Origin of the sequence: Paraburkholderia sp. J8-2, from assembly GCF_905220195.1 — a bacterium.
In the GTDB taxonomy this organism is placed as follows: domain Bacteria; phylum Pseudomonadota; class Gammaproteobacteria; order Burkholderiales; family Burkholderiaceae; genus Paraburkholderia.
The window spans coordinates 627,076-649,156 of record NZ_CAJMZA010000002.1; the positions used below are offsets into that span (position 1 = coordinate 627,076).

General features: G+C 65.9%; 19 protein-coding genes and 1 tRNA gene. 5 read left to right on the forward strand and 15 right to left on the reverse strand.

Translation table 11 applies throughout. The features are described from left to right. Window positions 1-13: 13 nt before the first annotated feature. From U5A52_RS08115 to gatC, 5 genes are all read right to left on the reverse strand, one after another. Window positions 14-793: an exodeoxyribonuclease III gene (locus U5A52_RS08115; RefSeq protein WP_321907334.1), complete on the reverse strand. Its 780-nt coding sequence runs from the start codon at window positions 791-793 to the stop codon at window positions 14-16. A 95-nt stretch (window positions 794-888) separates the two neighbouring features. Then, window positions 889-1,725, reverse strand: coding sequence for a polyphosphate kinase 2 family protein (locus U5A52_RS08120; RefSeq protein ID WP_321907332.1), 837 nt, complete (start codon window positions 1,723-1,725; stop codon window positions 889-891). Window positions 1,726-1,867: 142 nt separating this feature from the next. Beyond that, window positions 1,868-3,343: an Asp-tRNA(Asn)/Glu-tRNA(Gln) amidotransferase subunit GatB gene (gatB, locus tag U5A52_RS08125; protein ID WP_321907330.1), complete on the reverse strand. Its 1,476-nt coding sequence runs from the start codon at window positions 3,341-3,343 to the stop codon at window positions 1,868-1,870. A gap of 2 nt (window positions 3,344-3,345) precedes the next feature. Further along, a complete protein-coding gene (gene gatA, locus U5A52_RS08130; protein WP_321907328.1) occupies window positions 3,346-4,836 on the reverse strand; it encodes an Asp-tRNA(Asn)/Glu-tRNA(Gln) amidotransferase subunit GatA in 1,491 nt (496 codons plus the stop codon). A 193-nt stretch (window positions 4,837-5,029) separates the two neighbouring features. After that, a complete protein-coding gene (gatC, locus tag U5A52_RS08135; RefSeq protein WP_028203206.1) occupies window positions 5,030-5,329 on the reverse strand; it encodes an Asp-tRNA(Asn)/Glu-tRNA(Gln) amidotransferase subunit GatC in 300 nt (99 codons plus the stop codon). A 430-nt stretch (window positions 5,330-5,759) separates the two neighbouring features. Between gatC and U5A52_RS08140 the strand changes: the two genes are divergently transcribed. The 5 genes from U5A52_RS08140 to rodA all read left to right on the forward strand — a co-directional run bounded on the left by U5A52_RS08140 (window position 5,760) and on the right by rodA (window position 12,391). Next, window positions 5,760-6,803: a rod shape-determining protein gene (locus U5A52_RS08140; protein ID WP_004189550.1), complete on the forward strand. Its 1,044-nt coding sequence runs from the start codon at window positions 5,760-5,762 to the stop codon at window positions 6,801-6,803. Window positions 6,804-6,994: 191 nt separating this feature from the next. Next, complete coding sequence (gene mreC / locus U5A52_RS08145) at window positions 6,995-8,137, forward strand: rod shape-determining protein MreC (protein ID WP_321934448.1); 1,143 nt, start codon at window positions 6,995-6,997, stop codon at window positions 8,135-8,137. After that, entirely contained in the window at window positions 8,137-8,649 is a 513-nt protein-coding gene (gene mreD, locus U5A52_RS08150) for a rod shape-determining protein MreD (RefSeq protein ID WP_321907324.1), read from the forward strand. Before mreC ends, mreD begins: the two co-directional genes overlap by 1 nt. 100 nt (window positions 8,650-8,749) lie before the next feature. Beyond that, window positions 8,750-11,215, forward strand: a complete 2,466-nt coding sequence (gene mrdA, locus U5A52_RS08155; RefSeq protein ID WP_321907323.1) for a penicillin-binding protein 2 — start codon at window positions 8,750-8,752, stop codon at window positions 11,213-11,215. 9 nt (window positions 11,216-11,224) lie between these two features. Further along, window positions 11,225-12,391: a rod shape-determining protein RodA gene (rodA, locus tag U5A52_RS08160; protein ID WP_158756648.1), complete on the forward strand. Its 1,167-nt coding sequence runs from the start codon at window positions 11,225-11,227 to the stop codon at window positions 12,389-12,391. A gap of 100 nt (window positions 12,392-12,491) precedes the next feature. Here rodA and U5A52_RS08165 read toward each other — a convergent pair whose 3' ends face one another. The 10 genes from U5A52_RS08165 to rsmB all read right to left on the reverse strand — a co-directional run bounded on the left by U5A52_RS08165 (window position 12,492) and on the right by rsmB (window position 21,966). After that, window positions 12,492-13,256, reverse strand: coding sequence for a tetratricopeptide repeat protein (locus U5A52_RS08165; RefSeq protein WP_321934449.1), 765 nt, complete (start codon window positions 13,254-13,256; stop codon window positions 12,492-12,494). Continuing rightward, window positions 13,253-14,035 carry an HpcH/HpaI aldolase family protein gene (locus U5A52_RS08170; protein WP_321907319.1) on the reverse strand — a complete coding sequence of 261 codons (783 nt, stop codon included), beginning with the start codon at window positions 14,033-14,035 and terminating at the stop codon, window positions 13,253-13,255. Before U5A52_RS08170 ends, U5A52_RS08165 begins: the two co-directional genes overlap by 4 nt. Before the next feature lie 248 nt (window positions 14,036-14,283). Next, window positions 14,284-14,727, reverse strand: a complete 444-nt coding sequence (gene queD / locus U5A52_RS08175; RefSeq protein ID WP_110854557.1) for a 6-carboxytetrahydropterin synthase QueD — start codon at window positions 14,725-14,727, stop codon at window positions 14,284-14,286. Window positions 14,728-14,758: 31 nt separating this feature from the next. Then, window positions 14,759-15,391 carry a 7-carboxy-7-deazaguanine synthase gene (gene queE / locus U5A52_RS08180; protein ID WP_321934450.1) on the reverse strand — a complete coding sequence of 211 codons (633 nt, stop codon included), beginning with the start codon at window positions 15,389-15,391 and terminating at the stop codon, window positions 14,759-14,761. 149 nt (window positions 15,392-15,540) lie between these two features. After that, entirely contained in the window at window positions 15,541-16,272 is a 732-nt protein-coding gene (gene queC, locus U5A52_RS08185) for a 7-cyano-7-deazaguanine synthase QueC (protein WP_321934451.1), read from the reverse strand. Window positions 16,273-16,541: 269 nt separating this feature from the next. Then, window positions 16,542-16,617, reverse strand: a tRNA-Phe gene (locus U5A52_RS08190). Between the two features lie 87 nt (window positions 16,618-16,704). Then, the gene (gene esaR, locus U5A52_RS08195; protein WP_321934452.1) at window positions 16,705-17,409 is read right to left on the reverse strand and encodes a response regulator transcription factor EsaR; all 705 of its coding nucleotides are present in this window, start codon (window positions 17,407-17,409) and stop codon (window positions 16,705-16,707) included. Then, window positions 17,410-19,851, reverse strand: a complete 2,442-nt coding sequence (locus U5A52_RS08200) for a PAS domain-containing sensor histidine kinase (RefSeq protein WP_321934453.1) — start codon at window positions 19,849-19,851, stop codon at window positions 17,410-17,412. Further along, entirely contained in the window at window positions 19,841-20,434 is a 594-nt protein-coding gene (locus tag U5A52_RS08205) for a DUF4390 domain-containing protein (protein ID WP_321907311.1), read from the reverse strand. The genes U5A52_RS08200 and U5A52_RS08205 overlap by 11 nt, the downstream gene beginning before the upstream one ends. After that, window positions 20,431-21,966, reverse strand: coding sequence for a 16S rRNA (cytosine(967)-C(5))-methyltransferase RsmB (gene rsmB, locus U5A52_RS08210; RefSeq protein WP_321934454.1), 1,536 nt, complete (start codon window positions 21,964-21,966; stop codon window positions 20,431-20,433). Before rsmB ends, U5A52_RS08205 begins: the two co-directional genes overlap by 4 nt. Window positions 21,967-22,081: the final 115 nt, after the last annotated feature.

Below are 22,081 nucleotides of genomic sequence, written 5' to 3' on the forward strand. Positions count from 1 at the left end.
GCCGGGGCGAGCGTCAGCGCTTGACCTTGTAGTCGTAGTCGATGGTCAGCGGCGCGTGGTCGCTGAACTTGATGTCCCTGAAGATCGACGTGTTCTTCGCCTTGTGCGCAATGCCGGGCGTCGCGATCTGATAATCGATACGCCACCCTACGTTCTTCGCATACGCCTGGCCGCGGTTGCTCCACCACGTGTATTGCTCGGGGCGCGGGTCGAGCGTGCGGAACACGTCCACGTAGCCCACATCGTCGAAGAGGCTTGTGAGCCACGCGCGTTCTTCGGGCAGGCAACCGGAGTTCTTCTGGTTGCCCTTCCAGTTCTTGATGTCGATTTCCTTGTGGACGATGTTCACGTCGCCGCACACGATCACTTCGCGCTCGCGCTTGAGTTCCGCGAGATGCGGCATGAATTCGTCCATGAAGCGGTACTTCGCGGCCTGGCGTTCTTCGCCGCTCGAGCCTGAAGGTACGTACACCGAAATCACCGAGAGATTGCCGTAGCGCGTTTCCACATAGCGCCCTTCCGGGTCGAACTCTTCGCTGCCAAAGCCGATGATGACGTCGTCGGGCTCGTGGCGCGAGTAGACGCCCGCGCCGCTATAGCCCTTCTTCACCGCATGCTGGAAGTAGCCCGTGAAGTCATGCGGCGCGAGAAACTCGGGCGTCATGTCGTCCTGCGAGCACTTGATTTCCTGCACGCAGAGCACGTCGGCCTTCTGTTCGCCGAACCATTCGAAAAAGCCCTTCTTCGCCGCCGAGCGGATGCCGTTCAGATTCGCGGTGATCACACGCAACATGTCTTCTTTCCTCTTGGTTTTGCGCTGCTTTTACGCTGTTTTTACGTTTTCTCGCGCCGCGCCGAACTGCGCCGCGCGAGGGGATTCGATCGGGCTCAGTCGATCTTGACACCCTTGAGCTCGGCCTTGGCCGGCGGGAATTCGAGCTTCAGGCTTTCCATCAGGCGCAGCAGCAACTCGCCCACCATGACGTTGCGATGCGTCTTCGAATCGGCGGGAATCACGAACCACGGCGCGTATTCCGTGGACGTGGCCGCGAGCGCGTCCTGGTACGAGGCCTGGTAGGCGTCCCAGTGCTTGCGCGCTTCGAGATCCGATACGTCGAACTTCCAGTGCTTGGTCGGATCGTCGATACGCGCCTGGATGCGGCTCTTCTGTTCGTCCTTCGAGATATGCAGCATGCACTTGATGATCGACGTGCCGCTCTCGGCCAGCAGCGCCTCGAAATCGCGGATCTGGCGGTAACGGCGCTCGCATTCGGCCGAGTCGATCTGGCCGATCACGCGCGGCACGAGCACGTCTTCGTAGTGGCTGCGGTTGAAGATCGCGAGTTCCCCCGAAGCGGGCACCTGCATGTGCACGCGCCAGAGAAAGTCGTGCGCGGCCTCGATCGGCGTGGGCGCGCGAAACGGCACGATGCGCAGGCCGAGCGGGTCGACCTCGCGGAATACGCCGCGGATCGTGCCGTCCTTGCCGCTCGTGTCCATGCCTTGCAGCACGAGCAGCACGCGCTGGTGGCGCTGGGCGTGCAAACGCTCCTGCAGCACGTCGAGCTGCTTGCCGACTTCAGAGAGACGATCGCGGTCGCCGTCCTTGCTGCCGCTCGAAAACGGCTTCGCGGCGGGGTCGAGCGCGCTGAGCGAGAACGTCGGCGCCTTCTTGTCGCCGAAGTACGGCACGCGGTAATCGTCGAGACTCGGGACCTTGGACATGCGTTGTTCTCCTCTCTCGTGAATACAGATGGCAAAACAGCTTAGTGCCCTTGCGCGCGCCTGAAGCGGCAAGGCGGCGCCGCACTGCTACGCACGACGCCGCCTCGCTAGCATGCCCGAATCAGGCGGGCCGCACCCAGACTCAGCCCAGCTTCTTCTTCAGCAGTTCGTTGACCTGCTGCGGATTCGCCTTGCCCTTCGTCGCCTTCATGGCCTGGCCGATCAGCGCGTTGAAGGCCTTTTCCTTGCCGGCGCGGAATTCTTCCACCGACTTCTGGTTCGCCGCGAGCACCTCGTCGATGATCGCTTCGAGCGCGCCGGTATCCGAAATCTGCTTGAGGCCCTTCGCTTCGATGATGCGGTCGGCGGCGCCTTCGTCTGCTGCCTTCTCGTCCCACATCGCCTGGAACACTTCCTTGGCGATCTTGTTCGAGATCGTGCCGTCGGCGATGCGCGCGAGCAGCACGGCGAACTGCGCAGCCGAGACCGGCGAGGCTTCGATGTCGAGGCCTTCGCGATTGAGCTGCGACGAGACTTCGCCCATCAGCCAGTTGGCGGCGGCCTTGGCCTGCGCGGCGCCGGCCTTCGCGACAACGGCTTCGAAATACACAGCCATCGCCTTGCTCGACGTGAGCACGTTCGCGTCATACGGCGTCACACCGTACTGTTCGACGAAGCGCGTTTGCATCGTCGCGGGCAGCTCGGGCATCCCGCCCTTCACGCGCTCGACCCACGCTGCGTCGATCACGAGCGGCATGAGGTCGGGGTCGGGGAAATAGCGGTAATCGTGCGCGTCTTCCTTGCTGCGCATCGAACGCGTCTCGCGCTTGTCCGGATCGTAGAGGCGCGTTTCCTGCACCACCGTGCCGCCGTCTTCGATCAGCTCGATCTGGCGGCGCACTTCGTACTGGATGGCTTCCTCGAGGAAGCGGAACGAGTTCAGGTTCTTGATCTCGGCGCGCGTGCCGAATTCCTTCTGGCCGACCGGGCGCACGGAGACGTTCGCGTCGCAACGGAACGAGCCCTCCTGCATGTTGCCGTCGCAAATGCCGAGCCACACAACGAGCGTGTGCAGCGACTTCGCGTAGGCCACGGCTTCCGCCGCGCTGCGCATTTCGGGTTCCGTAACAATTTCGAGCAGCGGCGTGCCCGCGCGGTTCAGGTCGATGCCCGTCATGCCCGCGAAGTCCTCGTGCAGCGACTTGCCCGCGTCTTCTTCCAGGTGGGCGCGCGTGAGATTCACGGTCTTCTCGTACGCTTCGGTGCCTGCCTTTTCGTTGGCCGGCACCTGGATGGTAATTTGACCGCCCTGCACGACCGGAATCTCGTACTGGCTGATCTGATAGCCCTTCGGCAGATCCGGATAGAAGTAGTTCTTGCGCGCGAAGATGCTGCGCGGCGCGATCGTCGAGCCGATCGCGAGGCCGAACTGGATCGCGCGCTCAACGGCGCCGCGGTTCATCACCGGCAGCACGCCCGGCAGCGCGAGATCGACGGGGCAGGCCTGCGTGTTGGGCGCGGCGCCGAACTGCGTCGATGCGCCCGAGAAGATCTTCGACGCCGTCGACAATTGCGCGTGCGTTTCGAGACCGATAACGACTTCCCACTGTGTTGCCATGTTCACACCCCTGCCGGCGCCTTGCGATGCCAGTCGGTCGCGCGCTGGAAAGCGTCGGCGACCTGCAGCATGCGGGCCTCGTTGAAATAGTTGCCGACGATCTGCAGACCGACGGGTCGCTGCGCGTTCGCACCCGCGCCGAAGCCGCACGGCACGCTCATGCCGGGCAGGCCCGCGAGGCTCGTGGAAAGCGTGTAGATGTCCGCGAGGTACATCTGCAGCGGATCGTCGCCCTTCGCGCCGAGGTCCCATGCCACGCTCGGGGCCACCGGACCCATGATCACGTCGCACTGCTTGAACGCTTCCTGGAAATCTTGCGCAATGATGCGGCGGATCTTCTGCGCCTGCAGGTAGTACGCGTCGTAGTAGCCGTGCGAAAGCACGTAGGTGCCCACCAGAATGCGGCGTTTCACCTCAGGGCCGAAGCCCTCGGCGCGCGACTTCTTGTACATGTCGAGCAGATCGCGATATTCGGCCGCACGGTGGCCGAAACGCACGCCGTCGAAGCGCGAGAGGTTCGACGAGGCTTCCGCCGGAGCGATCACGTAATACACGGGAATCGACAGCTCGGTCTTCGGCAGCGTGACTTCCACGAGCGTCGCACCGAGCGACTCGTACGTCTTGAGCGCGGCGTCGATGGCGGCGCGCACGTCGTCGGCGAGGCCCGCGCCGAAATATTCCTTCGGCAGGCCGATGCGCAGGCCCGCGAGCGGCTTGTCGGCGCTCGCGCCGGCGCTCCACGTCTGGCCGATGAAGCGCGTGTAGTCCTCGTGCTCGTGCGTGAGGCTCGTGGAGTCGCGCTCGTCGAAACCGCCCATGGCGTTCAGGAGCAGCGCGCAATCGGTGGCGTTCTGCGCGAACGGGCCGCCCTGGTCGAGCGACGAGGCGAACGCGATCATGCCGTAGCGCGACACGCGGCCGTACGTGGGCTTGATGCCCGTCACGCCCGTGAACGACGCCGGCTGGCGAATCGAGCCGCCGGTGTCGGTGCCGGTGGCGGCGGGCGCGAGGCGCGCGGCGACGGCCGCGGCGGAACCGCCCGACGAGCCGCCCGGCACGGCCTTGGTGTCCCACGGGTTCTTCACGGCGCCGAAATGCGAGTTCTCGTTGGACGAGCCCATCGCGAATTCGTCCATGTTGGTCTTGCCGAGGCAGACCATGCCCGCGCGCTCGAGCCGCTCGACGACAGTCGCGTCGAACGGGCTCACGTAGTTTGCGAGCATCTTCGAGCCGGCGGTCGAGCGCCAGCCGCGCGTGACGAACACGTCCTTGTGCGCGAGCGGAATGCCCGCGAGCGGACCCGCGTGGCCCGAGTGCAGCAGCGCGTCGGCGGCTTTGGCCTGGGCGAGCGTCAATTCGGGATTGACGTCGACGAAAGCGTTCAGGTCTTGATGCGCCTCAATCCGGCCCAGAAAATGCTGGGCCAGCTCGACTGCGGAGCACTCCTTCGCAGCCAGCGCGGCGCGCAGTTCGGTCAAGCTTTTGTCATGCATTGCGTGATTCCTGGAAGAACGTCACGGCGTGGTCGAAATCAGATCGTTGCGCCGTCCGAAAAGCGGCTCGACGGACGTTGACAAACGTGCGGGCCGCTTCTCGGAAAACCCGCGAAAACTCGGGCGTCCGTGCCTTTTCGAACTGTTCTGATGACTCGTAGGAATTCGAAAATGGCGAAAAAATGCTGCGCGTTTACTCAATCACGCGCGGTACGAGGTAAAGTCCGTCCTGCACCGCGGGCGCGGGACGTTGGAGCGCTTCGCGATCGACGATTTCGGTCACGGCGTCCTCGCGCAGGCGCAGCGCAACATCCTCGATCTGCTCGATCGGGTGGGCGAGCGGCGCAATGCCAGTCGTGTCCACGGCCTGCATCTGCTCGACGAGGCCGAAGAAGTCGTTCAGGCGTTCGAGCGTATTGCCGGCTTCGGCGTCGGCCAGTTCGAGGCGCGCAAGATGCGCGATGCGCTTCACATCGTTCAGGGTCAGGGCCATGCGGTCACCGGAAAAAGAAGCTGCGGCAGTGCGGAAATTCGGTGCTGCAACAGCGGTTTATCGCGCCGGATCCGGCTCTGGAGGAAAGCTTCGATGAGGTCAAAAACTGCCTTCCGGATCCTGCAAAACAGGCAAAATTATAAGGTATCATTACGCGTTCGACCCAAACCCGGACCGCCTTGCATCCGCCTTTCAGTTCTGACCGCAGCACAATGCGGCCAGACAAGACCAAACGGGCGGTGCAGCCTGGCTGCCTCCGGTAACCATCCCCGCAGTTTCAGGCCCCTCGTGGCGCCCCTTGCGACGCCCTCCGCAGCGATGCCGGAGTGCTCTCGCGGCGGAGCACGACGCCCTGAGGCTGTTAATTTATCCGCTGCCGCCCTCGCCCACGAAGCTGGAAGGTCGGCCACAAGCGAGACAGGATTTTTGAATGTTCGGTTTTCTGCGTAGCTACTTCTCCAACGACCTGGCGATCGACCTCGGCACCGCCAACACCCTGATCTACATGCGCGGCAAGGGCATCGTCCTCGACGAACCCTCGGTCGTCTCCATTCGCCAGGAAGGCGGCCCGAACGGCAAGAAGACGATTCAGGCAGTCGGCAAGGAAGCCAAGCAGATGCTCGGCAAGGTCCCGGGCAACATCGAAGCCATCCGCCCGATGAAGGACGGCGTGATCGCCGACTTCACCGTCACCGAGCAGATGATCAAGCAGTTCATCAAGACGGCGCACGAGTCGCGCATGTTCTCGCCGTCGCCGCGCATCATCATCTGCGTGCCGTGCGGCTCGACCCAGGTCGAGCGCCGCGCGATCAAGGAAGCCGCGCACGGCGCGGGCGCCTCGCAGGTCTACCTGATCGAAGAGCCGATGGCCGCCGCAATCGGCGCAGGCCTGCCGGTTTCGGAAGCCACGGGCTCGATGGTCGTCGACATCGGCGGCGGCACGACCGAAGTGGGTGTGATCTCGCTCGGCGGCATCGTCTACAAGGGCTCGGTGCGCGTGGGCGGCGACAAGTTCGACGAAGCGATCGTCAACTACATCCGCCGCAACTACGGCATGCTGATCGGCGAACAAACCGCCGAAGCCATCAAGAAGGAAATCGGTTCGGCCTTCCCGGGTTCCGAAGTCAAGGAAATGGAAGTGAAGGGCCGCAACCTGTCGGAAGGCATTCCGCGCAGCTTCACGATTTCGAGCAACGAAATTCTCGAAGCGCTCACCGACCCGCTGAACCAGATCGTCTCGTCGGTGAAGATCGCGCTCGAACAAACGCCGCCGGAACTGGGCGCCGACATCGCCGAGCGCGGCATGATGCTCACGGGCGGCGGCGCGCTGCTGCGCGACCTGGATCGCCTGCTCGCCGAAGAAACCGGTCTGCCGGTGCTCGTGGCCGAAGACCCGCTCACCTGTGTGGTGCGCGGCTCGGGCATGGCGCTCGAGCGCATGGACAAGCTTGGCAGCATCTTCTCGTACGAGTAAGCGCGCCGCGCACCGCTGCGCTCGCCCGCGGCGCGGTTTCGGCGTCGCTGCGCCACTGATGGCGTGGCGGCGCGCGCGCCGCCACGGGGCCCGCAACGGGGCGGCCTTCGGGGCGCCGATGTTTCACACTTCGTTGCGCCCTCCGTTACACCCTCTGTTTCACCGAACCGCACACGCCCCCGGCGCCGACCATGGAATACAGTCCGCCGCCCCTCTTTAAACAGGGCCCATCGGCACTCGCACGGCTGATCTTCTTCGTCGTGCTGTCGCTCGCGCTCCTCGTCTCAGACGCGCGCTTCAAGACGCTCGAGATCGTGCGCGGCGTGCTCGGCGCGGGCCTGTACCCGCTGCAACGCGCGGCCCTCGTGCCGCGCGACTTCTTTATGGGCGCCGCCGATCTGGCCGTGACGAGTTCCTCGCTGCGCACCGAGAATACGCAGCTGCACGTGCGCAATCTCCAGCTTTCGCAGCAGGCCAACGCGGCCGCTTCGCTCGCAGCCGAAAACGCGCACCTGCGCGCGCTGCTGCAGCTCTCGCAGCGCATTGGCGCGCAAACCACGCCTGCCGACATCCAGTACGACACGCGCGACCCGTTCACGCAGAAGGTCGTGATCGGCGGCGGTTCGCAGCAGGGTATCCAGAACGGCTCGCCGGTATTGAGCGAAGACGGCGTGATCGGCCAGGTCACGCGCGTGTTCCCCATGCAATCCGAAGTCACGCTCGTCACCGACAAAGACCAGGCCGTGCCGGTCGAAGTCGTGCGCACGGGCCTGCGCAGCGTGATCTACGGCACGGCGAAGGGCGACCTGCTCGACCTGCGCTTCGTGCCGATCAGCGCCGATCTGCAAGTGGGCGACGAACTCGTGACGAGCGGGCTCGACGGCGTGTATCCGCAAGGGCTGCCGGTCGCGAAGGTGCTGCGCGTGGACAAGCAGGCCGATACGGCATTCGCCCGCGTGGTCTGCCTGCCGCTCGCCGCCGTGCGCGGGGCGCGCCAGGTGCTCGTGCTGCACTATGTCCCGCAGGTGCCGCCCAACCCGATCATCGCCGAAGAAGCCGCGGCAGCCGCCGAGGCGAAGGACGCGAAGAAGAAGCCCGCCAAGGCCGCGGACAAGAAGGCCGACAAGAAAGCCGACGACGCGAAGGCGAAGCCTGCCGCGGCGGCAGGCGCGTCGGGCGCCACGGCGCCGGCCGCCCCCGCGCAGCAGGCAAAGCCCGCAGCAAACGCACCCACCGCCGACAAGAAGCCGGCGGATAAGAAACAGCCCGAGAAAAGGCCCAAGGAGAGCCTGCGGGAAGAGGCAGCGAAGGCCGTTGAGCAAGGGGGCCATTGATGCCGCGTCCGCAATATATTCTCCAGCCGGTCAATCCGTACTTCATCGTTTTCAGCCTTGCGGCGGCGTTCCTGCTGAACCTGCTGCCTTGGGGCAAGATGCCCGGCGTGCCGGATTTCGTCGTGCTCGTGCTGCTGTTCTGGAACATTCACCAGCCGCGCAAGGTCGGCATGGGCGTCGCGTTCTTCCTCGGGCTCCTCATGGACGTCCACAACGCGAACCTGCTCGGCGAGCACGCGCTCGCGTACACGTTGCTTTCGTATGGCGCGATCACCATTCACCGCCGCGTGCTGTGGATGTCGATCGGCCTGCAAATGTTCGCCGTCACGCCCATGCTGGTCGGCGCGCAAGTCGTGCCGTTCGTGATCCGCCTGCTGATGGGCGCGTCGTTTCCCGGCTGGGGTTACCTCATCAGCGGCTTCGTCGAGGCCCTCCTCTGGCCGGTCGCGAGCGTGCTGCTGCTCCTGCCGCAGCGCCGCCCCGTCGATCCCGACGACACCCGGCCCATTTGAGCGGCGCGCGCTCGCCGCTGGACGACTCGCTTGACTACCTCTTACGCACCCCGGCCCGCCGTTCCTCGCGCATGGAACAGTGGGGCCTGGGTCTGACAGCATGACCGAATTCAAGGACACCCAGCAGCAGCTCACGAAGTTCCGCCTGCGCGTCGCGGCGGCGGGGCTGTTCGTGTTCGTCTGCTTCGGGCTGATCGCGTTCCGCTTCCTCTACCTGCAGGTCTGGAACCACAGCAAATACTCGCTGCAGGCGGACGAAAACCGCATTTCCGTTGCGCCGATCGTGCCGAACCGCGGCATCATCACGGACCGCAACGGCGTCGTGCTCGCGAAGAACTACTCCGCGTACACGCTCGAAATCACGCCCTCGAAGCTCACCGACACGCTCGACAACACGATCGACCAGCTGTCGACCGTGATCCCGATCGATGCGCGCGACCGCCGCCGCTTCAAGAAGCTGCTCGAAGACTCGAAGAATTTCGAGAGCCTGCCGATCCGCACGCGCCTGACCGACGACGAGGTCGCGCGCTTCACTGCCCAGCGCTTCCGCTTCCCCGGCGTGGAAGTGCGCGCGCGCCTGTTCCGCCAATACCCGCTCGGTCCGACGGCCGCGCACGTGATCGGCTATATCGGCCGTATTTCGCAGCGCGATCAGGAGCGCATCGACGACGCCAGCGACCAGAACGACAACGATCAGGAACACTACGATCCGCGTCTCGACGCGAACAACTACAACGGCACCGACTACATCGGCAAGATCGGCGTCGAGCAGAGCTACGAAACCGAGCTGCACGGCCTGACCGGCTTCGAGGAAGTGGAAGTGACGGCGGGCGGCCGCCCCGTGCGCACGCTCTCGCGCACCCAGGCGACACCTGGCAACAACCTCGTGCTTTCGATCGACATCGCCCTGCAGCAGGTGGCGGAGCAGGCTTTCGCGGGCAAGCGCGGCGCGCTCGTCGCGATCGAGCCTTCCACCGGCGACATTCTCGCGTTCGTCTCCGCGCCGAGCTTCGACCCGAACTCGTTCGTGGACGGCATCGACCAGCAGACCTGGGACGAGCTCAACAACTCGCCCGATCACCCGCTGCTGAACCGCCCGCTGCACGGCACCTATCCGCCGGGCTCGACCTACAAGCCGTTCATGGCGCTCGCCGCGCTCACGCTGCACAAGCGCACGCCGCAGTGGGGCTTCTCGGACCCCGGCTACTACATGTTCGGCGGCCACCGCTTCAACAACGACGTGCGCTCGGGCCAGGGCTGGGTCGACATGAACCGCGCGATCATGGTGTCGAACGACACCTACTTCTTCATGCTCGCGCACGACCTGGGCGTGGACAACATCGCGAACTTCATGAAGCCGCTCGGCTTCGGCCAGCTCACCGGTATCGATATCGCGGGCGAGGCGCGCGGCATCCTGCCCTCCACCGAATGGAAGCGCAAGGCGTATCGCAAGCCCGAGCAGCAGAGGTGGTACGAGGGCGAGACGATCAGTCTGGGCATCGGTCAGGGCTACAACTCGTTCACGATCCTGCAGCTCGCGCACGCCACGGCCACGCTCGCCGACAACGGCGTGCTCATGAAGCCCCACCTCGTGAAGGAGATCGAGAATCCGATCACGAAGCAGGAGCGTCTCACGGTGCCGAGCCAAAGCGGCCGTCTGAACGTGAGCCAGGCCGACATCGACGTCGTGAAGCGCGGCATGGAAAACGTGACGATGAACCAGTCGGGCACCGCGTTCCAGGTCTTCCGCAACGCGCCCTACACGTCGGCGGGCAAGACCGGCACGGCGCAGGTGTTTTCGCTGCAAGGCGGCAAGTACAAGGCGCATGCGCTGGCCGAAAACCTGCGCGACCACGCGCTCTTCATCGCGTTCGCACCGGCCGAAAAGCCGCAGATCGCGCTCGCGCTGATCGTCGAAAACGGCGGCTGGGGCGCACAGGCCGCAGGCCCGATCGCGCGCCGCGTGCTCGACTACTATCTCGTCGACCGCCTGAAGCCGGGCGTCCAGCAGGCGGCCGTGGCCGCGGCGGCTTCGGCCACGGAGGATGCATCCGCGCCGGTGATCGGCGCGCCGCCCGAGGCTGCGTCTGCTGCAGCGTCCGGCGCGGCATCCGGCGCGGCGCCGGGCACGCCCGCGACGCCCGTCGTCCAGCCTGTGCGGGTCGCCGCCGGTTTCACGCCGCTGCCGATTCCCGGCGCGGCATCGGCGGCCGAGGCGGCTTCGGCTGCAGCGGCTGCAGCGGCTGCCTCTGAAGCCTCGGGCGCGGCCGCTGCGGGTCCGGCTTCGGCCGCTGGCGCAGCGGCGCGGCCCATGCCCGCCAGCAGCACAGCCGGCAAGACGCGCAAGCCCAGCCAGAACGTCAGCCCCGATGCGCCCTCTGCAACCGACGCCGTGAACGGCGGCACCGCCAGCGCGGACGGCATGGGCGCCGCCCGCCCCGCGCCCGCCTCCGTGCCCCGCCACTTCGGCCCTGGCCCCCATCGCCCGCGCCGCCCCGCCAGCGCGAGCGACGCGGCCACGCTCGCACCGCCGCCCAAGCCCGCAACGGGCGGCATCGACGAGTAAGGAGTCACCATGCCTTTCTTCCAGCTCGACAAGATCGACAAGCGCGCCGTGCTCGACACGCTGCGCAAAATGTTTCTCGGCTTCGACCGCCCGCTCGCGCTCACCGTGTTCCTGCTGCTGTGCGTGGGCATCGTCACGCTGTACAGCGCGAGCCTCGACGTGCCGGGCCGCGTAGAAGACCAGCTGCGCAACATCATGCTCACCTTCGTGCTGATGTGGGCGCTCGCCAATGTGCCGCCCAATACGCTCATGCGCTTCGCCGTGCCGATCTATACCTTCGGCATCGCGCTACTGATTGCCGTGGCGCTATTCGGCCTCACGCGCAAGGGCGCGAAGCGCTGGATCAACGTGGGTGTGGTGATTCAGCCCTCGGAAATCCTCAAGATCGCCACGCCGCTCATGCTCGCGTGGTACTACCAGCGCCGCGAAGGCGTGATGCGCTGGTACGACTTCGTCGTCGGTTTCGTGATTCTGCTCGTGCCGGTCGGCCTGATCGCCAAGCAGCCCGATCTCGGCACCGCCGTGCTCGTGTTCGCGTCGGGCCTCTTCGTCATCTATTTCGCGGGGCTCTCGTTCAAGCTGATCGTGCCGGTGCTGATCGCAGGCGTGATCGCGGTGGCCTCGATCGCCGCGTTCCAGGACAAGATCTGCCAGCCGCAGGTGAACTGGCCGCTCATGCACGACTACCAGAAGCACCGCATCTGCACGCTGCTCGACCCGACGTCCGATCCGCTCGGCAAGGGCTTCCACACCATCCAGGCGGTGATCGCGATTGGCTCGGGCGGCCCGCTCGGCAAGGGCTGGTTGAAGGGTACGCAGTCGCATCTGGAATTCATCCCCGAAAAGCACACCGACTTCATCTTCGCGGTGTTCTCCGAGGAGTTCGGCATGGCGGGCGGCCTCGTGCTGCTCACGCTCTATATGTGTCTGATCGCGCGCGGGCTCTATATCGCCGCAAATGGCGCGACGCTCTTCGGGCGATTACTGGCCGGATCGCTCACGATGGCGTTCTTCACCTACGCGTTCGTCAACATCGGCATGGTGAGCGGCATCCTGCCCGTGGTGGGCGTGCCGCTGCCGTTCATGAGCTATGGCGGCACGGCGCTCACCACGCTCGGCGTGGCGATCGGGCTCATCATGAGCGTGGGACGCCAGAAGCGGTTGATGCAGAGTTAGTGGTGCAGCGGGCCGCCTCGCCCGCCTTTTCGATGCGCCAAATGACAACGCGCCGGCAGAGTCCGGCGCGTTGTCGTTTCAGCGTGCGATTTTTGAGTGCTTATTGCGTGGGCGCCGACTTCATCAGTTGCGCGCTCAACTGCTGATACTTCAGTCGCGCGACGGGATCGCCCTGCGCGGCCGCCGCCGCATAGTACGCGCGCGCGACGTTGAGGTTCTTCGGCACGCCGTCGCCGCCGCGCTCGTAGAAGGAGCCGGTCACGTATTGCGCCGTCATGTCGCCACCCTCGGCGGCCTTCTTGTACCAGTAGAACGCCTGCTTGTTGTCGCGCGTGGTCCCGCGCCCGTCCAGGTACTGATTCGCGAGCGCAAGCTCCGCCTGCACATGGCCCTGCTTCGCCGCCTTGAGGAACCACTGGTGCGCCTGGACCGGATCGCGCTCGACGAAGTCGCCGTCGTCGTACATCTTCCCGTACACATACTGCGCGTGCGACATGTTTGCGTCCGCCGCCTTGCGCAGCCACTTGCGGCCCTCGCCCACGTCGGCGGCGCCGCCTTCGCCGTTCACCAGCATCATCGCGTAGTTGAACTCCGCCAGCCGGTTGCCGCGCTCGGCCGCCGCCTGGAACTCGGCGCGCGCCGCGCTCAGATTGCCCGCGTTGTAGTCGGCAACGGCGTTGGCCGTTTGCGGATCGGATTCGGCGCCAGGCGTGGCGCTAGCGCCGTCGGCCGCTGCGGCGAAGCCGCTCACGCCGAGCGCCGCGCCCGCCAGACAGCCGATGGCGAGCGCGCGCGCCGCGCGTCCAAAACGCGGCGCAAAAAAACGCGCAAGTAGCCGCTCAAAAAGGGCTTCCGGATGCCTCATGACCTCGCCTCCTGAAGCGCCTGGCGCGTCGCGCGCACGAGCCAGATCACGTCGGCGGCAAGAGCGATGAAGCTGAAACCCATCTCGCGATACTGCTTCGCGCCAGCCGGATCCATGGCGAAAATGCCCGCAGCCACCCCCGCGTCGCGTGCGGCGGCCACAATGCGCCGCATCGCGGCGAGCACGTCGGGATGCTTCGAGTCGCCGAGATGGCCCAGGCTCGCCGCAAGATCGGCAGGCCCCACGAACAGACAGTCGACGCCCGGCACCTTCGCGATCTTCTCGACTTCGGCCAGCGCCGCAGCCGATTCGATCTGCACGATCGTCGCGATCTGCGCGTTCGCGCCCTGGAGATAATCGCGCCGCATGCCGTAGGCCGCCGCGCGCACCACACCCGCCACGCCGCGCTGGCCGCCGGGGGTGCTCGCGTCGGGGTACTGCGTGAGGCTCACGGCGCGCGCGGCCTCTTCAGCCGAGGCCACATTGGGGAACATCACCGTGCGCGCGCCCGCGTCGAGCACATGCTTCACGAGCCACGGCTCGCTGTCGGGCACACGCACCACGGGCTCGGTGGGCATATGCGCGGCGGCAATGGCGCGCAGTTGGGCGATCGTGTCGCCGCTGTCGTTCGGGGTGTGCTCCATGTCGATCAGCAGCCAGTCGAAACCGGCGTGCGCGAGCGCCTCGGCAGCGGTTTCGCTGCCCATCGAAAGCCATAGACCGAATAGCGGCTCCGCCTCCTTGAGGCGTTCCTTGAGGGGATTGGTGAAGGTGCTCATCGCCGTGCTCCCGGCGAGGCTGCGGGGCGCGCGCGAGGCGCGGGCGGTGTGTCGCCCGGCAGCGCAGCAGCCGGCAGGTCTCGCTCCGTTATGTGTTTGTCGGGCCGCACGCGGGGATGCGCAGGCCTTGCGGCAATGATCATACCGCGACAAAAATTTACCGGACGGCGCGGAAAACCCGCCTTGCGCGGGTCGTCGGAGCGAGGGTGAGACCGCCGGTGAGGCGGCTTGGTCGGAGCTGGCGCGCGTCAGTCGCGCGTGACTTCGGCCCAGCAGTTCGGCGTCTCGTACAGGCGCAGCTTGTGCAGGCGCAGATTCACGCCGTAGTGCGCGTCGTACACGTTCGCAAGAATATCGAACGCGATGGCCGCGAGGTTCTCCACGGTCGGAATGCGGTCGATCACGACCGTCTTGTGGCCCGGCAGCGTTTCGAGAAAGCCGCGCACCTGCGTATCGCCCGAGAAGACGAGAAACGCGTGATCCCACAGATCGACGAGATGCTGGTTCGCGAGCGACTTCACGTCGGCGAAGTCCATCACCATGCCGCGGTCGGGCGCGCCTTCGGTTTCAACGAGGTCGCCTTCCAGCGTGATTTCGAGCACGTAACGATGGCCGTGCAGGTTACGGCACTGGCTGCGGTGGTCGGGGATGCGGTGGCCCGCGTCGAATTCGAGTTTTCGGGTGATCGTCAGCACGGCGCTTCTTCAGAAAAATTCGCGTGAATCAGGGAATGTTCAGGTATTTGTGGGTCTGCATCGACAGGCGCCACTGCGGATGGCGCTTGCACCAGTCGATAGCGAGCTTCGTGTTCAGGTCGCGCGACGGGCCGTCCATGGGCTGCACGAGAAAATACTCGAAATCGAGCTTCGCGTACTCGGCGAGGCGCTGGTTTTCCTGCGGCACGACGACCTTCAGCTCGTTGCCCTTCGTGACGACGAGCGGTGCGTCGGCCTTCGGGCTCACGCAGATCCAGTCGATGGTGTCGAGCACCGGCAGCGAGCCGTTCGTTTCGATCGCGATCTCGAAGCCGGCCGCGTGCAGCGCGTCGACGAACGGCGGGTCGATCTGCAGCATGGGCTCGCCGCCCGTGCAGACCACGAAGCGGTTGCCTTCACCTTCGGGCCACAGCGATGTGATCTTCGCGACGAGTTCTTCAGGCGTGCGGAATTTGCCGCCGTTCTCGCCATCGGTGCCGACGAAGTCGGTGTCGCAGAAGCGGCAAACGGCTTCCTCGCGATCCTCCTCGCGGCCCGACCAGAGATTGCAGCCGGCGAACCGGCAGAACACGGCCGGACGCCCGGCGTTCGCGCCCTCGCCCTGCAACGTGTAGAAAATTTCCTTTACCGCGTAAGTCATGGTGCAGCCTGGTTCTGGCTCATGCGCGCAGCGCGCGTACAAAGCCGGTTGGTCTCGGGCGCGTGTTCAACGTGCTGGCAGGGTGCGCCGCCCGTGCGCGGCCCTGAGCATTTTCACTGCGAAAGTCGTGCGCGGCCCGAGCCCTACGCTCAGACCGGTGCTTCCGTCACGTTCTCGCCAGCGAGATACGCTTCATACCCGCGCTTGCGCAGCTTGCACGCCGGGCACTCGCCGCAGCCGAAGCCCCATGGGTGAAGCTCGGCGCGCTCGCCCACGTAGCAGGTGTGCGTTTCCACGCGCACCATGTCCACCAGCGCTTCGCCACCCAGCTTTTCGGCAAGGCGCCACGTGTCGGCCTTGTCGAGCCACATGAGCGGTGTTTCCAGCACGAAACGCGTGTCCATGCCGAGATTGAGCGTCACTTGCAGCGCCTTCATGGTGTCGTCGCGGCAGTCGGGGTAGCCCGAGAAGTCGGTCTCGCACATCCCGCCCACGAGCACCTTGAGCCCGCGACGATACGCGATCGCCGCGGCGATCTGCATGAACATCAGGTTGCGGCCCGGCACAAAGGTGTTCGGCAAGCCGCTCGCCGCCGTTTCGATCTCGATCTCGCGCGTCATGGCCGTGTCGCTGATCGAGCCGAGCACCGAAAGATCGATCATGTGATCGTCGCCGAGACGCTTGCCCCACTCGGGGAACGTGCTGGCGATCGCCGCGCGAAAGCCTTCGCGGCACTCCAGTTCGACGCGATGACGCTGGCCATAATCGAAGCCGAGCGTCTCGACGCTCTCGTAGCGGTCGAGCGCCCATGCGAGGCACGTGGCCGAATCCTGGCCGCCGGAAAACAGTACGAGCGCGCCCTTGGCTTCAGTTCGAGTCACCGTGAAACTCCGTGTATGAGGTTTCCGCGCGAATGCTTTCGTTGCTTGCCAGCGCTGCTTGCCTGCGTTGCTCGATGCGTCCGGGCGGACCGGCAGGGACAACCCCGCGCCGGCTCATGCAGTATAGGCCGGGGTCCCAGCACGGGCATTGGCGCACCCTTATACCCTGGATACCGTCGACGTCGGGAATTCGAACCGCAAGACAATGAACCCAACGCGCGCACAACGAAAAAGCCCCAGGAATCGAACGATCTCCTGGGGCTGCATTCTGGTGGCCTGGGACGGAATCGAACCATCGACACGCGGATTTTCAATCCGCTGCTCTACCAACTGAGCTACCGGGCCAACGAAGAAAGAAGAGTATAGCGACCTATTCCGCGTTTGCCAAGTGCTTTCGCGAAATTCGTTAGCCGGGCCACGCCGCTCGGGCCCTCACTCGCCCTTGCTCTTGCCGAGATCCACGCCGAGCTGCTTGAGCTTGCGATACAGGTGCGTGCGCTCAAGCCCCGTTTTTTCGGCCACACGCGTCATGCTGCCGTTCTCGCGCGCGAGGTGGTACTCGAAGTACGCGCGCTCGAACGCGTCGCGCGCGTCGCGCAGCGGAATGTCGAACGAGATCGAAGCCGTTTGCGTGGCCGTCGTGCCCGCCTGCATGCCATGCACGCCGTCGGCGCCCAGCACCGGCAATGCCGCCGCCGATGCCACGACCGCCGGGCCGCCCGCCGCCGATTTCCCCGCTGCCGCCGCCGTGGCCGGCGCGACCGGCGCCGCCGTGCCGCGCGCGAGCCCCTGCTCGACCGCCTTCAACAGCTTTTGCAGCGCGATCGGCTTTTCGAGGAAGTTGAGCGCGCCGATTTTCGTCGCCTCGACCGCCGTGTCGATCGTCGCGTGCCCCGACATCATGATGACCGGCATCGTGAGATGCCCCTGCGCGGCCCATTCCTTGAGCAGCGTCACGCCGTCGGTGTCCGGCATCCAGATATCGAGCAGCACGAGGTCCGGCACCTGGCGCTGCCGGAAGTCGCGCGCCTGCTGCGCATCTTCCGCAAGCTCCACGACGTGCCCTTCGTCGCTGAGGATCTCCGAGAGCAATTCCCGGATGCCCATTTCATCATCTACCACCAGGATGGTTGCCATTTACGCTGCCCTTGTCTGCACTGTTGCTTTTGATCCCTGCTCCGCGTCGGCACGCGCCTGCCCCGCCACGGCTCGGCCGGGACCTGGCGTGGCGGCATCCGGGGGGATGTCGTCTGCCAACTGGAGAAAGAGAATCGAGATCTGCGCGCCTTCGATCACATCGCCCGCTTTCATTCGATTGCGGATGTCGATGCGCGCGCCGTGCTCGTCGACGATCTTCTTGACCATCGCAAGCCCGAGTCCTGTTCCTTTGGCCTTGGTCGTCACATAGGGTTCGAACGCGCGCGTGAGGATGCGCGCCGGGAAGCCCGGGCCGTTGTCCGAAACCGTGAGACGCACCGCCACGTGCGTGCGGCCTTGCGCGTCGGGGTCTCCGTATTCTACGGCGCGGGTCTCGAGCGTCACGTGAGGATTCTGCGTGTCGGCCACGGCGTCCTGCGCGTTTTGCAGCAGGTTGTGGATCACCTGGCGCAACTGCGTGGCGTCGCCCCGTATGACCGGCAAGTCGGAGAGCTCGACCTTGATCGCGCTCTTGCCTTCTCCCGCACCGTAGAGCGTGAGCACTTCGCTCACGAGTTCATTGAGCTGCAGGTTCGCGAGCACCGCAGGCGGCGTGCGCGCGTAATCGCGGAAGTTGTCGACCATCTGCTTCATCGCCGCGACCTGATTGACGATGGTGGTCGCGCCGCGCTTGAGCACTTCGGCGTCGGTTGGCGCGAGCTTGTCGGAGAGCTTCATCTGCAGGCGTTCGGCCGAGAGCTGGATCGGCGTGAGCGGATTCTTGATCTCGTGCGCAAGACGCCGCGCGACTTCGCCCCACGCCACCGAGCGCTGCGCCGAGATCACGTCGGAGATGTCGTCGAACACCACGACGTAGCCCGAGGTTTGCATGTCGCCGGCGTCGCGGCCCGTATCGGACACGAGGCGCGCGCCGCGCACGAGCAGCGTGAGCGGATCGGTCTCGCCCGGAATCGGCACGGAGAACTGCTGCTGCCAGTGCCCGCGATCTTGATCGTCGCCTTCGCGGTCCGTGCGTGAAGCTTCCTGGTCGGCGAAGGCCTTGCGCACCATTGCGCCGAACTCGGTGAGCGCGCCGATATGGTCGAGCGCGACGCCGAGCTGCGTCTGGAACGGCTGACGGAAGATGCGCTCCGCGCCGGGATTCGCCGTCGTGAGGCGGAACTGCCGGTCGAACACGAACACGCCCGCCGTGAGGTTCGCGAGAATGCTCTCGAGATACGCCTTCGAATGCTCGAGCGCGATGCGGTTCTTCTCCACGGCCTGGCGCGCTTCGGAAAGCTGGCGCGTCATCGCGTTGAACGACTGGGTGAGAAAGCCCAGTTCGTCGCGCGACTTGATCTCGCGCTTCGGTGTGTAGTCGCCCTCGGTCACTTCCTTCGTGCCCTGCGCGAGCAGGAAGAGCGGTCTCGCAAGCTGGTTGCCGAGCGCGAGCGCCAGCATCATCGCGACGAACGTGGCGAGAAAGAGCGCCAGCGTGAGCGTGCCGATATACATCTTGCGCAGGCCGGTGCGGCCGAGCGCCTTCTCCTGATATTCGCGATACGCGCGCTGCACGGCGTCGGCGTTGCGCGCGAGCGCGGCCGGCACCGGCTGCTCCAGTTGCAGGAAGCGCTCGACCGGCTGCAGATCCGTTGTGTTCGCATCGGGAATGCGCGTGACCACGCGCAAGCGCAGCGCGCCTTTCGAGCCAAGTTGATGCGGGTCACCGTCCACTTCGCCTTCGATCGCCGCATAGCCGCGCCCGCGCGCCTGATCGATCATGAGCGAGGTGGGCATATCGGCGGGCATGAGCGACGAGAAGTTGCTCGACGCCTGCGCCACCACGTGCATTTCCGGCGCGGCGCCCGACATGCTGCGCACCGGCTCGACGATCATCGCGTCCTGCACGCCGAACTGGTCGCGCGCGCGCAGCAGCGTGAGCGTCGTGCCCGCGGCGTCGCCGCTCGCGATCTGCTCGGCCATCAGACGGCCCTTGGTTTGCAGATCGGACAGCGAGGCGTCGAGCATGCCGCGCCCGAGATTCAGGCCTGCCGTGAGCGCGGTTTCCACGTTCACGTCGAACCAGGACTCGATCGAGCGCGAGACGAACTGATACGAAACGATATAGATGATGCCGCCCGGCACCACGCCCACGAGCGCGAAGAAGAACGCGAGCTTGGCCAGCAGGCGCGTGCCGAACTTGCCGCGCCTCAAGCGTACGACGATCACGATCATCAGCGCCGTGACCACCGACAGGAAGATCAGCGCGACGACGATATTGGCCGCGTAGAGCCAGCCGTAGTAGCGGTCGAAGAACTCGGTGTTCGCGCTCGCCGCGGCGAGCAGGACGAGCAGCAGCGTCGCGGTGAACGCGACGGTGGAAACGAGCAGCTTGACGACGACGCTGCTGAAGCTGGTGGCGCGGCGCACTTTATTTAGCACGTTCGGTCACCGTGAAGTTAAAGCGCTTCCAGTCGGAAGCGAGGTTCCAGTCGCGGTTGTTCACGGCGTCGATCTGGAACGGCTTGGGCATCAGCGCGACGTCGAGCTGCATGCGCACCGAGGCCGTGTACGTTTCGCCGGCATGCACGTCTTTGGGGTCGATCACGTGCCACGAAGTGACGTGCTTGATGACCGCGAGCGCTTCCGCGAGCGACGAGAAGCCGAGCTGCAGGCCGCCGCTCGAGACGCGGTACTCGCGCGTGAGCGGCTGGAACGACAGGCGAATGCTTTGCGAAACGCTCACCGGCTGTTCGTCGAACCAGTACCAGCGCGCGCGCGTGAGCTCGAAGTCGGTGGTGAAGTAGAGCGGAATGCCCTTGTTGACCGCGTCTTCCAGGCTGCTGTTGAGGTCGAAGTCGAAGCGGGCGTCGAGGCTCCAGCCGTTGCTGTCGGCCTGGAGCGACGCGCGCTGCACCGCGATCGAGTCGGCACGCGCCGGCGTTGCGGCCACGAAGCCGACGACGGCGAGCACCAGCCAGATCAGGGCCGCGAACCGCAGCGGGAAGAAGCGTTTGATGGTCACCGTTTCTGAAAGCGCGCGTAGAAGAATCCGTCGTGATCTGCGGTGCGATCGGGAGCGGGGCAGCCGGTTGCCGTCACTTCGGCCTTTGCATCGGCATCGTGCCGTGCCTCTTTGGCTGCGCCGCGTCCCGGCCCCCGGGCCGGCGCGCCGAGCGCCTCGGGCAGCAGTTGCCCCGGGGCGTCCAATCGTACCGCATCCGCATGGGTGCTTTCAAACCAGCGCGCCTGCGCTTCGCCTTCCTCGGGGAAGATCGAGCAGGTCACGTAGAGCAGCTCGCCGCCCGGCTTCACGAGCGGCCACAGCGCATCGACGATGCGGCGCTGCTCGGCGGCCAGCGCCGCGATGTCGCTCTCGCGGCGCAGCCAGCGGATGTCCGGATGGCGGCGCACGATGCCAGAGGCCGAGCACGGCACGTCGGCGAGAATGCGATCGAACCGCTCGCCGTCGTGCCACGCGGCGGGATTGCCCGCGTCGCCGACCACGATCCTTGCGTGGCGCGCCGGATGTGCGGGATCGTCTTGCGCGAAGCCAAGGCGCGCGAAGTTCTCGCCGATACGCGCGGCGCGTGTGGCATCGCTCTCCAGCGCGATCAGATCGATGTCGGCGAGTTCGAGCAGATGACCGCTCTTGCCGCCGGGCGCCGCGCACGCGTCGAGCACGCGCATGCCGTCGCGCACGCCGAGAATTTGCGCGGCCACCTGTGCGCCGGCGTCCTGCACGGACACGTCGCCCGCCATGAAGCCGGGAATGCGATCCACCGGCAGCGGCGCGGTGAGACGCACGGCGTGTTCGCCGATCTGCGTGGCGGCGATGTTTTCGGCGGCGAGCCGCTGGACGTATTCGGCGGCGCTCGAGCGGCGCGCGTTCACGCGCAGCGTGAGCGGGCCTTGCGTGTTGCCAGCGGTGAGAATTGCCTGCCACTGCGTGGGCCACGCGACGCGGACCGCGTCGATCCACCAGCGCGGATAGTTCCACTGCGCGGTTTCATCGGCCTGAGCGGCGGCCAGCGCCGTGTCGCGCTCGCGCAGAAAGCCGCGCAGCACTGCATTGACGAGCCCCTTCGCGAAGGCGATCTCGCGGCGCGCGCCCACGGCGCGCACGGCCTGATCGACGACCGTAAACGGCGTGTAGGCGGCGCTCGCTTCGTCTTCCACGAGCAACGCCAGCGAGCAGGCGAGCAGATTCGCAACGTGCGGCGCGGGCGCCTTGCTCACGCGCTGCCGGATCAGCCAGTCGACCATGCCCAGGCGCCGCATCGTGCGATACGCGACGTCCTGCACGGCGCCGCGAGCCTGCGGCGAGAAGTCGGCGGGCAAGGCGGCGAAGGCGCTCGCAAGCGCGGCGGGCAGCGCCGCACCGGCGCGCACCGCGCCGACCGCGTGCGCAGCCTGGTCGAGCGCGAAGCCGAGCGAATCGGGGGCCAGGTGCACAGCGTGGCTGCGTGCCGGCGCCGCGCCCTGGCGCGCAGACGATGCGGAACTCTTTTTGCCGTGAGACGGCTTGCTGGGTCGCCGGGATGGGCTGGCTGTCATGAAGAAACCGGATGCGGGCCGCGGTGAATCGCGGCGTCAATGATGCACAAGCGAGCCATTGTAGCGTGGCGAGCGCGCAACACTGCCTGCCCTGTTCGATTCGGGTTGGGCGCAC

Bases quoted from the DNA above. Each gene is read 5' to 3' on its own strand.
- U5A52_RS08115 (WP_321907334.1), bottom strand. From the start codon at position 793: ATGTTGCGTGTGATCACCGCGAATCTGAACGGCATCCGCTCGGCGGCG.
- U5A52_RS08120 (WP_321907332.1), bottom strand. From the start codon at position 1,725: ATGTCCAAGGTCCCGAGTCTCGACGATTACCGCGTGCCGTACTTCGGC.
- gatB (WP_321907330.1), bottom strand. From the start codon at position 3,343: ATGGCAACACAGTGGGAAGTCGTTATCGGTCTCGAAACGCACGCGCAA.
- gatA (WP_321907328.1), bottom strand. From the start codon at position 4,836: ATGCATGACAAAAGCTTGACCGAACTGCGCGCCGCGCTGGCTGCGAAG.
- gatC (WP_028203206.1), bottom strand. From the start codon at position 5,329: ATGGCCCTGACCCTGAACGATGTGAAGCGCATCGCGCATCTTGCGCGC.
- U5A52_RS08140 (WP_004189550.1), top strand. From the start codon at position 5,760: ATGTTCGGTTTTCTGCGTAGCTACTTCTCCAACGACCTGGCGATCGAC.
- mreC (WP_321934448.1), top strand. From the start codon at position 6,995: ATGGAATACAGTCCGCCGCCCCTCTTTAAACAGGGCCCATCGGCACTC.
- mreD (WP_321907324.1), top strand. From the start codon at position 8,137: ATGCCGCGTCCGCAATATATTCTCCAGCCGGTCAATCCGTACTTCATC.
- mrdA (WP_321907323.1), top strand. From the start codon at position 8,750: ATGACCGAATTCAAGGACACCCAGCAGCAGCTCACGAAGTTCCGCCTG.
- rodA (WP_158756648.1), top strand. From the start codon at position 11,225: ATGCCTTTCTTCCAGCTCGACAAGATCGACAAGCGCGCCGTGCTCGAC.
- U5A52_RS08165 (WP_321934449.1), bottom strand. From the start codon at position 13,256: ATGAGGCATCCGGAAGCCCTTTTTGAGCGGCTACTTGCGCGTTTTTTT.
- U5A52_RS08170 (WP_321907319.1), bottom strand. From the start codon at position 14,035: ATGAGCACCTTCACCAATCCCCTCAAGGAACGCCTCAAGGAGGCGGAG.
- queE (WP_321934450.1), bottom strand. From the start codon at position 15,391: ATGACTTACGCGGTAAAGGAAATTTTCTACACGTTGCAGGGCGAGGGC.
- esaR (WP_321934452.1), bottom strand. From the start codon at position 17,409: ATGGCAACCATCCTGGTGGTAGATGATGAAATGGGCATCCGGGAATTG.
- rsmB (WP_321934454.1), bottom strand. From the start codon at position 21,966: ATGACAGCCAGCCCATCCCGGCGACCCAGCAAGCCGTCTCACGGCAAA.